Origin of the sequence: Aeromicrobium camelliae (genome assembly GCF_003850045.1) — a bacterium.
GTDB classification, from domain to species: domain Bacteria; phylum Actinomycetota; class Actinomycetes; order Propionibacteriales; family Nocardioidaceae; genus Aeromicrobium; species Aeromicrobium camelliae.
This window is the reverse complement of sequence record NZ_RQJX01000003.1, coordinates 165,871-179,309: the sequence shown is the minus strand read 5'-3', so window position 1 is coordinate 179,309 and position 13,439 is coordinate 165,871. Positions and strand designations below refer to the sequence as shown.

General features: G+C 71.1%; 16 protein-coding genes. 11 read left to right on the top strand and 5 right to left on the bottom strand.

The window, feature by feature from the left end:
• Positions 1–8: 8 nt before the first annotated feature.
• Genes EHW97_RS03885 through EHW97_RS03875 form a run of 3 tightly spaced genes read right to left on the bottom strand, consistent with a single transcriptional unit; the run spans position 9 to position 2,091 of the window.
• Positions 9–599, bottom strand: coding sequence for a DUF998 domain-containing protein (locus tag EHW97_RS03885; protein WP_124235845.1), 591 nt, complete (start codon positions 597–599; stop codon positions 9–11).
• Positions 590–1,360 carry an ABC transporter permease gene (locus tag EHW97_RS03880; protein WP_124235844.1) on the bottom strand — a complete coding sequence of 257 codons (771 nt, stop codon included), beginning with the start codon at positions 1,358–1,360 and terminating at the stop codon, positions 590–592. The genes EHW97_RS03885 and EHW97_RS03880 overlap by 10 nt, the downstream gene beginning before the upstream one ends.
• Positions 1,357–2,091: an ABC transporter ATP-binding protein gene (locus EHW97_RS03875; RefSeq protein WP_124235843.1), complete on the bottom strand. Its 735-nt coding sequence runs from the start codon at positions 2,089–2,091 to the stop codon at positions 1,357–1,359. The genes EHW97_RS03880 and EHW97_RS03875 overlap by 4 nt, the downstream gene beginning before the upstream one ends.
• A gap of 110 nt (positions 2,092–2,201) precedes the next feature.
• Here EHW97_RS03875 and EHW97_RS03870 point away from each other — a divergent pair, with 110 nt between their 5' ends.
• The 4 genes from EHW97_RS03870 (at position 2,202) to EHW97_RS03855 (ending at position 6,344) form a co-directional block, all read left to right on the top strand.
• Positions 2,202–3,299: a sensor histidine kinase gene (locus EHW97_RS03870; protein WP_124235842.1), complete on the top strand. Its 1,098-nt coding sequence runs from the start codon at positions 2,202–2,204 to the stop codon at positions 3,297–3,299.
• Entirely contained in the window at positions 3,296–3,940 is a 645-nt protein-coding gene (locus tag EHW97_RS03865) for a response regulator (RefSeq protein ID WP_124235841.1), read from the top strand. Before EHW97_RS03870 ends, EHW97_RS03865 begins: the two co-directional genes overlap by 4 nt.
• A gap of 135 nt (positions 3,941–4,075) precedes the next feature.
• Complete coding sequence (locus EHW97_RS03860; protein ID WP_166367380.1) at positions 4,076–4,666, top strand: TetR/AcrR family transcriptional regulator; 591 nt, start codon at positions 4,076–4,078, stop codon at positions 4,664–4,666.
• A 1-nt stretch (position 4,667) separates the two neighbouring features.
• Positions 4,668–6,344, top strand: coding sequence for an FAD-binding dehydrogenase (locus EHW97_RS03855; protein ID WP_124235839.1), 1,677 nt, complete (start codon positions 4,668–4,670; stop codon positions 6,342–6,344).
• Between the two features lie 107 nt (positions 6,345–6,451).
• On the opposite strand, the gene EHW97_RS03850 is transcribed toward EHW97_RS03855, so the two are convergent.
• Positions 6,452–7,111: a PaaX family transcriptional regulator C-terminal domain-containing protein gene (locus EHW97_RS03850; protein WP_166367379.1), complete on the bottom strand. Its 660-nt coding sequence runs from the start codon at positions 7,109–7,111 to the stop codon at positions 6,452–6,454.
• Here EHW97_RS03850 and EHW97_RS03845 point away from each other — a divergent pair.
• The 5 genes from EHW97_RS03845 (at position 7,110) to EHW97_RS03825 (ending at position 11,156) form a co-directional block, all read left to right on the top strand.
• Positions 7,110–7,508: an AMP-binding enzyme gene (locus EHW97_RS03845; protein ID WP_208001862.1), complete on the top strand. Its 399-nt coding sequence runs from the start codon at positions 7,110–7,112 to the stop codon at positions 7,506–7,508. The two genes, EHW97_RS03850 and EHW97_RS03845, sit on opposite strands and share 2 nt — an antisense overlap.
• Positions 7,509–7,639: 131 nt before the next feature.
• Positions 7,640–8,146, top strand: coding sequence for a hypothetical protein (locus tag EHW97_RS03840; protein ID WP_124235836.1), 507 nt, complete (start codon positions 7,640–7,642; stop codon positions 8,144–8,146).
• A gap of 72 nt (positions 8,147–8,218) precedes the next feature.
• On the top strand, positions 8,219–8,908 hold the full coding sequence (locus EHW97_RS03835; protein ID WP_124235835.1) for a YcnI family copper-binding membrane protein: 690 nt from the start codon (positions 8,219–8,221) through the stop codon (positions 8,906–8,908).
• The gene (locus EHW97_RS03830; RefSeq protein WP_124235834.1) at positions 8,905–10,527 is read left to right on the top strand and encodes a copper resistance CopC/CopD family protein; all 1,623 of its coding nucleotides are present in this window, start codon (positions 8,905–8,907) and stop codon (positions 10,525–10,527) included. Before EHW97_RS03835 ends, EHW97_RS03830 begins: the two co-directional genes overlap by 4 nt.
• The gene (locus tag EHW97_RS03825; RefSeq protein ID WP_124235833.1) at positions 10,524–11,156 is read left to right on the top strand and encodes a DUF1775 domain-containing protein; all 633 of its coding nucleotides are present in this window, start codon (positions 10,524–10,526) and stop codon (positions 11,154–11,156) included. The genes EHW97_RS03830 and EHW97_RS03825 overlap by 4 nt, the downstream gene beginning before the upstream one ends.
• Here the strand turns inward: EHW97_RS03825 and EHW97_RS03820 are convergent.
• Positions 11,095–11,859, bottom strand: a complete 765-nt coding sequence (locus EHW97_RS03820) for an MFS transporter (RefSeq protein ID WP_124235832.1) — start codon at positions 11,857–11,859, stop codon at positions 11,095–11,097. The two genes, EHW97_RS03825 and EHW97_RS03820, sit on opposite strands and share 62 nt — an antisense overlap.
• A 43-nt stretch (positions 11,860–11,902) precedes the next feature.
• On the opposite strand from EHW97_RS03820, the gene EHW97_RS03815 reads away from it, so the two are divergent.
• Positions 11,903–12,721, top strand: a complete 819-nt coding sequence (locus EHW97_RS03815; protein ID WP_243696293.1) for a GTP pyrophosphokinase — start codon at positions 11,903–11,905, stop codon at positions 12,719–12,721.
• A gap of 155 nt (positions 12,722–12,876) precedes the next feature.
• The gene (locus EHW97_RS03810; RefSeq protein WP_124235831.1) at positions 12,877–13,419 is read left to right on the top strand and encodes a GNAT family N-acetyltransferase; all 543 of its coding nucleotides are present in this window, start codon (positions 12,877–12,879) and stop codon (positions 13,417–13,419) included.
• The last annotated feature ends 20 nt before the right edge of the window (positions 13,420–13,439 follow it).

Below are 13,439 nucleotides of genomic sequence, written 5' to 3'. Positions count from 1 at the left end.
CCCGTCGATCAGGCCGCGACGACGAAGAGGACGGTGAGCCAGCTCCAGCCGGCGACGATGAGCAGGCGCTGCCAGGCTCCGGCGTTGGGGGTGTCGCGCTCCCACGCCGTGCCGAACACTCCGAGCAGGATCGCGGTCACGACGGCGGTGACCACGGAGTACCAGCGCAACGACGGGTCCACGTCCGCGAACGCGGTGAGCAGTGCGGCGACCGGTAGGGCCCCGAACACGCCCATGCCCGCCACGTCGTGAATGCGGTGCGAGGCGGACGTCTCGGATAGCGGCACGTGGGCAGGCGCCCCGGGCGGGTAGCCGCGCATCGGGTCCATGCGCCAGATGCCCGAGGCGATGAGCGCCAGACCGGCGGCCGCGACGGCGAGGGCGGTCCAGACGCTCACCGTCCGGAGCCCGAAGGCGGCGATGAACGTCAGTACTCCGCAGACGACGAAGTTGGCGGTCTGCAGCCAGCCTCGCGGTCCGAGCGCGAGCGCACTGACGGGGTGCCGGCGGGCGCTGAACCCCGGACGCGTCCAGCCGTCGACGGTGAAGACGAGCAGGAACCCCACGGACGCCGCCGCCCCGAGCATCGTCAGTCCCATCGGAAGAACATAGCCGCGATGACGGCACCCAGCACGGCCGAGACGGCGAGGCTCAGCAGGTGAACGGCCTCGACCGGTTGCCCCGCCCACGCGTTCGACAGTGCCTCGACCGACGCCCCGAACGGCAACCACTCGCCGAGTGTGGCGAGCGGGTCGGGCAGTGAGTCCCGGCCGCCGAACAGGCCGCCCAACGCTCCGAGTCCGAAGAAGCCGACCAACCCGATCGCGACGGCCGAATTAGGCGTCGGTGCCAGAGCGGCGACCACCATGCCGAGGGCGTACATCGCCGCGATCGACACCACGACGATGCCCACGGCGGAACCCACATCCACCGGCGGGTGTGCGCCGAACGCGAGGACCGCGACGGCGAACGCGAGCCCGATACCGAGGATCGCCTGGACCAGACTGACGACGACCTGCGCGACGAGCACCATCGCCGGCGATGCGGGCGTGACCGCCAGGCGGCGGAGGATGCCGCTGCGCCGGTAGTAGGCGAGAAAGCTCGGCATGTTGATGATCCCGATGGTGGCGGTGACGATCGTGAACACCAGCGGGAGGATGTAGAGGTCGAGAGCCGTGCGACCCGCGGTGATCTCCTCGTCACCCGCCGCCGACGCGTTCATGACGAGGATCAGCAGCGGCAGGCCGATCGGCACCACGAGCCCGGCGGTGTCGCGGACGACCATCTTGGCCTCGCACCGGATCATCGTCAGCCAGGAGTGCAGGCCCGGGCGGTGGGCGGCGGCTGTGGCGGTGGTCATGCGGATTCCTCCTCGATCTCGAGTTCCTTGCCGGTGAGCACGACGAACGCCTCGTCGAGATCGGCCGCGCCCGACTGGGCGACGAGGTCGGCCGGCGTCCCGGAGGCGATGACGCGACCGCCGTCGATGAGCGCCACCCGGTCGCACAGGCGCTCGACTTCCTCCATGGCGTGGCTGACGAGGATGACGGTCTCCTCGCGCAGGCTCTCCACCGCCGCCCACATCCGACGGCGAGCGCGCGGGTCGAGGCCGGTGGTGAGCTCGTCGAGGATCACGACCTGCGGGCGGCCGGCGAGCGCCAGGGCGATGGACAGCCGCTGCTGCTGGCCGCCGGAGAGTTTCTCGAAGCGTGTCCGCCGCTGCTTGGTCAGCTCGACGAGCTCGAGCAGTTCATCGGTGCTGCGCGGGTCCGGATAGAAGCTGCGGTACAGCCCGAGCAGTTCCTCGACGGTCAGGGCGCCGTGCAGGTAGGCGTGCTGCAGCTGGACACCGAGCACCTGACGCAGGGCCGCGCGATCACGGCGCGGATCGAGTCCGAGCACGCGCACGCTCCCGCTGTCGGGGGCTCGGAGCCCGGCGATCAGTTCAACGGTCGTGGTCTTGCCGGCGCCGTTGGTGCCGAGAATGCCCCACGTCTCGCCGCGCTCCACGCGCAGGCTGATGTCGTCCACCGCGACGGTGTCGCCGTAGCGCTTGTGCAGTCCCTCGGCGAGGATGGCGGGTTCGCTCATGCCTCGACGCTAGAAGCGTGAGCAGGTCTCGCGCGTGTGCCGAAGGTCAGCATCCCGGCGCATGACTTTCGGCACCTCTACGCGGGGACCGAACCGCCTACGCTGGGGTCATGCGACGCCTGGGACCCGACGGATGGTCCGGGCTCGTCATGCTCGTCGTCTCCGCGGGAGTCGGTCTTCCGGTGCTGCTCGGGCTGGTCGACCCGAGGATCAGCATGGTGGCCTGGACGAGCGCGTTCGTCGCCGTCTTCGCCGCGATCCTCGTGACGGTCTTCAGCCCCCGGCGCAAGATCCGGCTCACCGCGTACGCCGCAGCGGTCCTGCTCTCCTGGGTGGTCCTGCTCGGAGCGTCCGGCGCCGGTCTGCTGCCGATCCTGCTCGTCGTGATCGCGGCGCTGGGGCCCGAGTTCATCCGGCTGCCCGCCAACCTGGTGGTCGTCGCGCTCAACACGCTCGTCATCGGACTGCACACGATCGGTGACGGCTGGCTGGAGCCGCTCATCATGGCCGGCTTCTACGCGCTCATCCAGATCGCGTCGGTGCTGAGCGTGCAGGCGATCCTGCGCGAGCAGCGACTGCGGCGCGAGCTCGCCGAGGCGCACGTCGATCTGCAGGCGGCGACCGTCCTCCTCGAGTCGACGGCGCGGACGGCCGAGCGTCTCCGCATCTCGCGCGAGCTGCACGACCTCGTGGGTCACCAGCTGACGGTGCTGACCTTGGAACTCGAAGCCGCCCGTCACCGCGAGGGTCCTGCGGCGCGTCCCCACGTGGAGCGCGCGGGCGAGGTCGCGCGGAGCCTGCTCTCGGACGTGCGCGCGACGGTGGGGCAGATGCGTGAGCAGCCGGCCACCGACCTGCGGGCCGCGTTGGAACGCGTTGCTCGCGACGTCCCCGGGCTCGACGTCGACCTCGTCGTCGACGACGACCTCACCGTGGACGACGACCAGGCCGCCGCCCTCGTGCGGGCGGTACAGGAGGTGGTCACCAACGCGCTGCGGCACGCGGAGGCACAGGAGCTGTGGGTGCGGGTCGAGCGCGACGGCACGCGGGTGCACCTGAGCGCGGCGGACGACGGCCGAGGCGCTCCGGAGATCTCGCCGGGCAACGGGTTGCGGGGACTGGCCGAACGGTTCGAGGCGCTCGGCGGGGGCGTGGAGTACGACGGGACACGCGGGTTCCGCGTCCGTGCGTGGGTGCCCGCCCGATGACGCGGGTCGTGGTCGTCGACGATCAGACGCTCGTGCGGCAGGGCATCCGCAGCCTGCTCGAACTCGCCGAGATCGACGTGGTGGGGGAGGCCGACGATGGCGAGGTGGCGCTCGAGGTGGTGGCCACCGCGGCGCCGGATGTCGTGCTCCTGGACCTGCGGATGCCGCGCCGGGACGGCATCTGGACGCTGGAGCGGTTGCGCGACCGCGGAGTCGACATCCCCGTCCTCGTCCTCACCACGTTCGACGACGACGCTCTCGTCCTGGAGGCGCTGCGTGCTGGAGCTCGCGGCTATCTGCTCAAGGACGTCACATTGGCGCAGCTCGCCCACGCGGTCCGCACCCTCGCCGACGGCGGCACCCTCATCGCCCCGTCCATCACCGACCGCCTGCTTCGTGCGATCCGCTCCGGCCCATCGCCGGTAGGACCCGACGCGCCACCCGCGCAGGAACTGACTGAACGCGAACTCGACGTCCTGCGGCTCGTGGCCAGCGGGTACAGCAACCGCCAGATCGCCGAGGCGTTGTTCCTCGCCGAGGGGACGGTCAAGAACCACGTCTCGACGATCCTGCTCAAGCTCGGCGCCCGGGACCGCACGAACGCGGTGCTCCGCGCGCTCCACGAGGGCATTCTGCGCTGAACGGATCCGTATCCGCCCGTGCTTCGGGTGGGCGGGGTGAGGAAGCGCCTATCTGAGGCAGCGAAAGAACGCGATGCGAACCGCAAAAGCGAGTGATCGCTATCTTTTTGCAGCGCCCTGTGCGATCCTCCTGAAGTGCCCACTCAGACGGAGCGCCGTGAGCAGACGATCGCTCGGTTGCTCGACGCGACGATCGCCTCGCTCGACGAGGCGGGGTACGCCGGCACCAGCACGGCGGCGGTCTGCGCACGAGCCGGGGTCAGCCAGGGCGCGCTGTTCCGCCACTTCCCGAGCCGACGCGCGGTGCTGGCCGCGGCGGCAGCAGAAGTCGCGAGGCGACAGGGGGAGGCGTTCACCCGTCGCGTGCGCGGACCGGTGACCTCGCAGGCCGAACTGCGGTCGGTGCTGGCCGAGCTCGTGACGTTGGGTGCCTCGCCGGAGAACCGGACCTGGCACGAGCTCATGCTCGCGGCCCGCACCGACGACGCTCTGCGGGCCGAACTGCAACCCGCGACCGAGGCCTACCACCGCGTCCTCATGAGCGGCGCCGCCGCGCTGTACGCCGGATTCGACCTCGACCCGGTGCGGCTGCGGGCGCTGCTGCGGGTCGTCATCAGCGTCGTCGACGGCTTGGCGATCGCGATCCCGTTGACCCACACCGCGGAGGACGTCGCCGCCGCGGTCGACCAGTTGGCCGCACTGATGTGGCCCGTCCTCCAGGAGTGACATGCACGATCCCGATGTCATCGTCGTCGGCGCCGGTCTCGCCGGACTCGTCGCCACCTACGAGCTGAGCCGCGCCGGCAAACGCGTGCTCGTCCTCGATCAGGAGAGCCGAGACAACCTGGGCGGCCAGGCGTGGTGGTCGCTCGGCGGCCTGTACCTCGTCGACTCGCCAGAGCAGCGGCGGATGGGGATCCGCGACTCGTTCGAACTCGCGTGGCAGGACTGGCAGGGCTCGGCGGGCTTCGACCGGCTCGACGACGAAGACGTCTGGGCGCGTCAGTGGGCTGAGGCGTACGTGCGCTTCGCGGCGGGTGAGAAGCGCGAATACCTGCGGGCCCTGGGGCTCAAGGTGCTGCCCATCGTCGGCTGGGCCGAACGCGGCCGCGGCGACGCCCTGGGGCACGGCAACTCCGTCCCCCGCTTCCATTTGACGTGGGGAACCGGCCCGGAGGTCGTGCGCGTGTTCGCCGAACCGGTGCTCGACGCCGAGCGCCGGGGCCTGGTCGAGTTCGGCTTCCGGCACCGGGTCGATGACCTCTTCGTCGAGGACGGCGCGGTGGTCGGCGTGCGCGGCATGCAGCTGGCACCGGACCACGCACCCCGCGGCGTCGCCTCCAACCGCGTCGAGGTCGACGGGTTCGAGCTCCGCGCCCCGGCCGTCGTGGTCACCTCGGGCGGCATCGGCCACAACCACGACCTGATCCGGGCGAACTGGCCCACCGACCGTCTCGGCCCGGCGCCGCGGCACATGATCTCCGGCGTTCCGGCGCACGTGGACGGCCGGATGCTCGCGATCACCGAGCAGGCCGGCGGCCGGATCGTCAACCGCGACCGCATGTGGCACTACACCGAGGGCATCCACAACTGGAACCCCGTGTGGGCCGACCACGCCATCCGCATCATCCCCGGTCCGAGCTCGATGTGGTTCGACGCGACCGGGCAGCGTTTCCCCGCGCCGAACTACCCCGGCTTCGACAGCCTCGGCACGCTGCGCGCGATCCTCGAGACCGGATACGACTACTCCTGGTTCGTGCTCACGCAGTCGATCATCGAGAAGGAGTTCGCGCTGTCGGGCTCGGAGCAGAACCCGGACATCACGAGCAAGGACCTGAAGTTCATGCTCAAGAGCCGGCTGGCCAAGGGGGCGCCGGGACCGGTCGAGGCGTTCAAGGAGCACGGCATCGACTTCGTCGTCGCCGACACCGTCGCCGAGCTGGTCGCCGGCATGAACAAGATCGTCGCCAGCGACGAGACGCCGCGCGGCCCGCAGCTGGACGCCGGGCTCGTCGAACGGCAGATCCTCGCCCGCGACGCCGAGCTGACCAACGGGTTCTCGAAGGACTTCCAGCTCATGGCCATCGCGAACGCCCGACGCTCGCGCACCGACAAGCTGCTGCGGGTCGCCCCGCCGCACCGCTTCACCGACCCCGACCACGGCCCGCTCATCGCGGTCCGACTCAACATCCTGACGCGCAAGACTCTGGGCGGTCTGCAGACGACCCTCGACTCCCAGGTCGTCGGCCGCGACGGCAGCCCCGTCCCCGGGCTGTACGCCGCGGGCGAGGTGGCCGGCTTCGGTGGCGGCGGGGTGCACGGCTACAACGCGCTCGAAGGCACCTTCCTCGGCGGATGCATCTTCTCCGGCCGCGCCGCCGGCCGGGCGCTGGCCAGGGCCTGAACCCGCGTCGCCCGCGTCCACCGCCCGCCGAGCGGTGAGTGAGCGTCCATCCGATCAGGGTGAATGGACGCTGAGACACCGCCCCATCTCGGGAGAACGCCCGCGGCTCAGTCCGGGGCGGTGCCTTCGTCCCATAGCAGCGCAGCCCAGGTGTCCTGCGCCCGGTCCTGGTAGTCGGCGGTGTCGGCGATCAGGGCGGAGAGCGGATCAGGTGAGCACAGTTCCCCGGGAAGGAGCGGATCGCGGACGATTGCCGCAATCGCACGGCTGCCGAGAAGGAGGGACTCACGAGCAAACGCTCGCGAGTCGACGTGTGCGCTCTCGTCCACACTGGCGCGGAGCTCGGCGCGCAGGCGTGCGTACTGTTCGGCCAGCGCAGCGCAATCCCACAGGGACCGGGCCGCGGCCTCGTCGTCCTCGTGGAGTTCGCTCACCGCGAACACCGCCAGCTCCGACGGAAGGCGGTGACGGAGCTGGTCGACGCCTCCGCGCAGATTGTCGGGGCGGAGCGAGATGGTGCCCCGCCACGGCGCCATGCCGGCGAGCCGCAGTTCACGCTCGACCCTTCGGCGCGTGGTGCGATCGGCGCGCGGGACCTTCGAGAGGTCCGCACCGACCCAGCGGCCGTTCCACGCGACCGTCTGATGCGTTCGGGTACGCCAATGCTCGACATGCCCGAAGGTCGACAGGTGCTCGGCATGGAGGCGGTAGGCTCCCCGGCCGGTGCGACGCACGATGCCCTCATCTGCCAGGTGCGTGGCTGCCATGCGCACGCTCGCCTCACTGAGCCCGACCACCTCGGCCGCGCGGCACAGCGCCGTCATCGTGAACACCGTCGTCGGCCGAGCAGTGACCAACGTGTATCCGCGGGAGGTGGAGGATGTACTGCTCGATCACCCGCTGGTGCGGGAGGCCGCGGTCGTGGGATTGCCCGACCCCACCTGGGTCGAGGCGGTGACCGCGGTGGTGGTGCTCTCGCCCGGTGTCGAGCCTGACGAGTCCGTCCGCGACGAGCTGACCAGCCACGTCGCCCAGCGGCTGGCGGCGTACAAGAAACCGCGTCTGGTGGTCTTCTCGGAGACGATTCCCAAGACGGCGGTCGGCAAGCTGGACCGCAAGCGACTGCGCGCCGATCTTGAGAGCCGCGCCGTGACCGAGGCCTAGCCTCCCGCCTGGCGGTGAGTGAGCGTCCATCGCCGACCCTGAGCGGTGGGTGAGCGTCCATTCGACCAGGATGAATGGACGCTGAGACACCGCCCCGCTGCGGTGGGGCTGAGCCACCGTACGATGGCGCCATGATCGCACCGACTGCTCCGCTTGCGCGGGGTCTTCGGGCGACCGCGGTCGGTTCCGCCGTCACCGCCGTCGCCGTCGGTGCGCACGTCGTCGGACACGGCACCCCGCCTCCGCTGGTGGCTCTCGTGCCCGTCGCCCTCGCCGTCGGCGCGATCGTGCTGATCTTCTCCGGATCGCGCTGGAGCGCGCCCGCGCTCCTCGCCGTGATCGGTGCGGCACAGCTCGCCGTGCACGGGTTGAGCGTCTACCTCACCGGTCACGAGCACGTCACCGCCGCGATGCTCGCGGCCCACCTCGTCGCGACGACGGGAACGGCTGCGGCGCTGGCCTACGGCGAGACGTTGTGGTGGCGCCTCTGGCGCTGGGTGACGCGAGCGTTGACCGTGCTCGAGGACGCCGCCGCGCTGCCTGCGACGCGTCTGCCGCGACTCGATCTCACCGACCGGGTCGTCCCGGTCGGCTGCCCGCCGCGGGTCCTGCCGCGACGCGGGCCCCCTGCTTGCTGAGCCTTCCGTCCCACCGGTCCTCGGACCGACGTTCCGCCTGCCCGCGCAGGCCTCACCTCAGCAAGGATTCTCATGCGTACCCTTCGTTCCCGTGCTGCCCTCGTCGGCGGCACCACCCTCGCCCTCCTCGTCGCCGGAGCGGGCGCCGCGTCCGCGCACGTGACGGTCACGCCGTCCACGACGGCGGCGGGCTCGTACTCGGTCCTCACGTTCGCCTTCGGACACGGATGCGGCGAGTCGCCCACGACCCAGGTCGCGATCGACATCCCCGACGAGATCGTCACCGTGACCCCCACGATCAACCCCAACTGGGACGTGGAGAAGGTCATGGAGACGCTCGACGAGCCCGTCGACGACGGCCACGGCGGCCAGTACACCGAGCGCGTGGACCAGGTCGTCTACACCGCCAAGAGCCCCGTCCCCGACGGTCTTCGCGACACCCTCGCCCTGTCGCTGCAGCTGCCGGGGGAGGAGGGCGACAAGCTCGTCTTCCCCGTCATCCAGAGCTGCGAGGAAGGCGAGAACGCCTGGATTCAGACGTACGAGGACGGCGAGCCGGAACCCGACAGCCCGGCTCCGTTCATCGAGCTGACCGCCTCCGAAGGCGACGGCCACGGCGGTGAGTCCGCGGACGACGCCGCCGCTGACCCGGAGGACGGCTCCGACACCTCCGGCGTCGCGGGCTGGATCGGAGTCGTGCTCGGCGCGCTCGGCCTCGCCGCCGGCGGCACCGCACTCGTCCGGACGCGGCGCTCCTCGTGACCGCGCAGCTGGCCCGGCGAGGACTCCTCGCCGGGCTGGTCGCGTGGCTGTTCCTGGTGCTCACCCCCGCACCGGTGCAGGCCCACGCGAACCTCGTGGAGACCGACCCGGCCGACGGCCAGGTCGTGGCGACCGCGCCGGAGACGATCACCGCGCGCTTCGACGAGCCGGTCTCGCTTGCCGCGGCTGGGAATCAGTTGTTCGACGCGCAAGGTGACCCCGTCGACGCCGAGTTCGTGGTCCGCGATGACGCGCTGGAGATCACCCCCGGCGAGGAACTCGGCGACGGCACCTACGTGCTGAGCTGGCGCGTGATCTCCGCCGACAGCCACCCGGTCACGGGCGGCATCACGTTCTCGGTCGGCGCGCCCAGCGAGAACGTCGTGACCGTGCCGGTAGTGCAGGCCGAGCGGGAGGTGACCCTGCTCAAGGGGATCGCCGAGTTCGTGCGGTACGCCGGGGTGTTGCTGTTCGCCGGGCTCGCGGTGTTCGTCGCGGTCCTCGCGACACCGGTCACCCGGCGCGACGACGCGCTGCGCGGTCGGCTCCTGCGCGGAACGCTGATCGCCGGTCTCGCGGCCGTGGTCGGGGCCATCGCCCTCGTCCCGCTCACCGCCCTGTGGGAGTCCGGAGAGGGGCTGTCGGCGGCCGCCTCCGCGTTCACACGGTCCGGACCGGCCGTCGCGGCCGCCAGCCTGGTGGCGCTCGGCGTCGCGATCGGCTGGTTCGCCCTTCGGCTGCGGCACGCCCCGCTGACGGGCGGCGCGATCGGGTTGACCCTCGGGTCGCTCATCATCGTCGGGCACACCCGCAGCTACGGACCTTTCTGGCTGGTGCTCGCCGCCGACCTCCTCCACGTCGCCGCAGCAGCGACCTGGATCGGCGGCGTCATCGGCCTGTTGATCGTGCTGCGCTCACGCCCGCGAACCACCGATGCGGCCGAGACGGTGAGCCGGTTCTCGTCGCTCGCCGCCTGGGCGGTCCTCCTGCTGGGCCTGACGGCGGCCGCCTTGTACTGGCGGATCGCGGGCTCGATCGAGGGCCTGTGGGAGACGGCGTACGGCCGACTGGTGCTCGCCAAGCTCGCCGCGACGGTGATCGTGGCGGCGATCGGCGGCTGGAACCGGCGCACCTTGGTGCCGCGGGTCGAGCAGAGCAAGGACGCCGCGCGCACCCTGCGGCGGACCTTGGCGGCCGAAGCCGCGCTCCTGGCCGTCGTTGTGGGGCTGACGAGCGCTCTCGTGGGGGCGGCGCCGCCGGTGTCGACTCCTTCGGCAGCCGCGGACGAACCCGAACCGACGGCGCTCGTGCTCGACGTGGGGGAGGACGCGACCGCCGAGATCCGGGTGACCCCGGGCGAGCGCGGTGTGAACGCCGTCGAGGTCGCGCTCACCGACGCGGACGGGCAGCCGCTCGACCTCGAGGAGGCGCCGCAGCTGTCGGTGGCCCTCGAGGCCTCGGACATCGGGCCGTTCGACCGTCCGTTGTCCTCGACCAGGCCGGGGAGGTACGAGGCCACGGCCGACTTCCCACTCTCGGGAACGTGGACGCTCCGGTTGTCGGTGCGTCTGAGCCAGTTCGAAGCACCGGTCGTCAGCGGAGAGGTGGAGATCCCATGAGACGACTCGTCATCATCGGCGCGCTGAGCGCCGCACTCACCCTCGTCGCCGCGCCGGCGTCTGCGCACGTGCTGGTCGACGCGGTCGAACCCGAAGGCGACGGCAGCGTCACGGTCACCTTCTCCTTCGACCACGGCTGCGACGGATCGCCGACGACGGCGCTCGCCGTCTCGATGCCGGAGGGCGCCCAGATCGTCGGCGACGAGTTCGGGGCTCCGGACGGTTGGATGGCGACCGCCGACGACGGCACCATCCGGTGGTCGGGTCCGGGCATCGCCGACGGCGACACCGCGCAGTTCACCGCCCAGCTGAGGCTCTCCGGGGCGCCCGGCACCACCCTGCTGTTCCCCAGCGAGCAGGAGTGCGAGAACGGCGAGGGATACGCGTGGACCGGGTCCGCGGACGACGACCCCGAGCCCGCGCCGCGCTTCGTGGCGACCGCCGCGACGCTCGATCCCGACCTCGCGCCGGCGAGCCAGACGCCCGCCGAGACGTCAGGGGCGGGCACGCTCGCGGTGGCCGGGGCGGTGGTCATCGCCACGGTCGCGGGGGCAGCGGCCCTCCAGGTCAGCGGCGGGTCAGGGCGAAAGCCTGGACCGCGAGGACGGCGGCCAGCGTCGCGACGGTGAGGGCGACGAGGACCGTCGACCCTCCCCATGCGGTGACGAGCACGCCCACGAACGCCCACAACAGAGTGAGCGCGTACGTGGGCGTGCTCGCGCCGACCTTCGCGGTGATCGCCAGCGCGACCAGCGCCGTGACGACGAGGACCGCCAACTGCCAACCGAGGGCGTTCGGGTCCGCAGCGTCGAGATAAGTCGCGGCCGCCGACGCCAGGTTGAGGAACACCGCGACCGTGACCCAGGCGGCGTAGATCCCGACCGTCACCCGCGCGAGCACGGTCACCCAGCCCGGACCGTCGTCCGCGCTCACGGGCCGGGCGACCACGAGGACGGCGTCGACGAGCAGCACGGTCATGACCACGAGCACCAGTGCCGTGGCCCAGCTGATGTCCGCAGCCGACACCGCGATCCACAGCGCAGCGCCGAGGTAGCCGCCGAGCAGGTCGCGCTGCAGACGCGCCGGCGCAGCCGTCCCGGTGGTCCGCTTCGTCACCACGACGACGGCGTAGACGATCGAGAGCAGGTAGATGAGGCTCCAGATGCTGAACGCGTAGCCGGCCGGCACGATCCGCAGGTCGGTACCGGAGCCCGCGGGCGTCTCACCGGCGCCGGCGAACGGCACGATCGGGGCTGCCGCCTGAACGACGGAGGCGGCGAGGACGGCCCAGGGGAGGGCCCGCTGGGAACCAGTGCGTGTCGTCGTGGCCATCTCACGACCGTAATGAGAAAGTCCGGTTTCGGCAGTCCGAGCGTTGGGCACCATCGCTAAGCTCGCCGTGGCGCCGTCGGGGTGGCCGACGGCCCTGCAGATAGAGAAGGACACCGTGAACGAGGCCGAACCCCAGTACGAGGCGCTCCCGGAGACGCTGCCGACACTGCGGGGCCTTCCCGAGCGGATCACCGAGGACGCGCGGTCGGCGCTTCGGGACCTGCAGACGCGGCTCGTCGCGTTCCAGCTGAAGTATCAGTTCGCCCTGGACCAGCTCGAGACCAAGATCAACATCCTCCGCGAGGAGTTCGAGCACACCCACGAGTACAGCCCGATCGAGCACGTGCGGACGCGGCTGAAGTCGATGGACAGCCTGCTGGCGAAGATCGAGCGCACCAACTGCCCCCGCGACCTGGACTCGGTCGGCGAGCGCATCCGCGATATCGCGGGAGTGCGCATCACCTGCTCGTTCGTCGCGGATGCGTACTGGATCGCCGACATGTTGACCAGCCAGCCCGACGTGACGGTCGCGGAGGTCAAGGACTACATCGTCGAGCCCAAGCCGAACGGTTACCAGAGCCTGCACCTCATCGTGCAGGTGCCGGTCTATCTGTCCGACCGCACCGAGCTCGTGTACGTCGAGGTGCAGATCCGCACCATCGCGATGGACTTCTGGGCCAGCCTCGAGCACAAGATCTACTACAAGTACGAGGGCGAGATCCCGGCGGGGCTCCGCGACGAGCTGCGGCAGGCGGCGATCGTCGCCGACCATCTCGACCGCACGATGGCCCGCCTGCACGACGAGGTCTCACATCTGGACGGACGCCACGACGTCGTCCGCCACCAGCGCCGCCGCGACTGACTGCGGCCGGCCAGTGAGGGCGGCGCCGCCACGCAGCGAGACGACGTGGCGGACGCGTCGGCTCGATACGGCTCGCAAGCTCCGCCAACTCGACCACCTACGGGGCGCGGGATGTGGCAGCGGTGCCCCGGATGTGCCCGTCCTACACTCGCCGCATGGTGTTTCCCATCGCGCTCCAGGACGGGGTCGTGCTGCGCGTGGTCGAACCGACCGACGCCGCTGCCCTGGCCGACGCCGCCGAGCGCAACCGCGAACACCTGGCGCCCTACGAGCCGGATCGCGACCCCTCCCACTACACAGAGGAAGGGCAGCTCGACGCGATCGAGAAGGCGCTCACCGCGATGGCCCAAGGCCGCCGCATTCCACTCGTGCTCGCACACCGGGATGGCATCGTCGGCGGGCTCAACCTCAACGACATCGTCCGCGGTGCCTTCGACAACGGCCATGTCGGTTACTGGACCGACGCGAACTACCAGGGACGCGGCCTCATGAGCACGGCGGTCGAGCACCTCGCGGCCTATGCCCGTGACGGCCTCGGCCTGCACCGGCTCCAGGCCGCGACGCTGCCCGAGAACGAGCGCTCGCAGCGGGTGCTCGCGCGGGCCGGATTCGAGCGCATCGGTTACGCCCGCGAGTACCTCAACATCGCCGGGCGCTGGCAGGACCACGTCCTCTTCCAGCGCATCCTGTCGCGCTGAACCGCTGCGCTGCCGGGGAC

Bases quoted from the DNA above. Each gene is read 5' to 3' on its own strand.
- EHW97_RS03875 (WP_124235843.1), bottom strand. From the start codon at position 2,091: ATGAGCGAACCCGCCATCCTCGCCGAGGGACTGCACAAGCGCTACGGC.
- EHW97_RS03865 (WP_124235841.1), top strand. From the start codon at position 3,296: ATGACGCGGGTCGTGGTCGTCGACGATCAGACGCTCGTGCGGCAGGGC.
- EHW97_RS03855 (WP_124235839.1), top strand. From the start codon at position 4,668: ATGCACGATCCCGATGTCATCGTCGTCGGCGCCGGTCTCGCCGGACTC.
- EHW97_RS03850 (WP_166367379.1), bottom strand. From the start codon at position 7,111: ATGGCAGCCACGCACCTGGCAGATGAGGGCATCGTGCGTCGCACCGGC.
- EHW97_RS03825 (WP_124235833.1), top strand. From the start codon at position 10,524: ATGAGACGACTCGTCATCATCGGCGCGCTGAGCGCCGCACTCACCCTC.
- EHW97_RS03835 (WP_124235835.1), top strand. From the start codon at position 8,219: ATGCGTACCCTTCGTTCCCGTGCTGCCCTCGTCGGCGGCACCACCCTC.
- EHW97_RS03810 (WP_124235831.1), top strand. From the start codon at position 12,877: ATGGTGTTTCCCATCGCGCTCCAGGACGGGGTCGTGCTGCGCGTGGTC.
- EHW97_RS03885 (WP_124235845.1), bottom strand. From the start codon at position 599: ATGGGACTGACGATGCTCGGGGCGGCGGCGTCCGTGGGGTTCCTGCTC.
- EHW97_RS03880 (WP_124235844.1), bottom strand. From the start codon at position 1,360: ATGACCACCGCCACAGCCGCCGCCCACCGCCCGGGCCTGCACTCCTGG.
- EHW97_RS03870 (WP_124235842.1), top strand. From the start codon at position 2,202: ATGCGACGCCTGGGACCCGACGGATGGTCCGGGCTCGTCATGCTCGTC.
- EHW97_RS03820 (WP_124235832.1), bottom strand. From the start codon at position 11,859: ATGGCCACGACGACACGCACTGGTTCCCAGCGGGCCCTCCCCTGGGCC.
- EHW97_RS03845 (WP_208001862.1), top strand. From the start codon at position 7,110: ATGCGCACGCTCGCCTCACTGAGCCCGACCACCTCGGCCGCGCGGCAC.
- EHW97_RS03840 (WP_124235836.1), top strand. From the start codon at position 7,640: ATGATCGCACCGACTGCTCCGCTTGCGCGGGGTCTTCGGGCGACCGCG.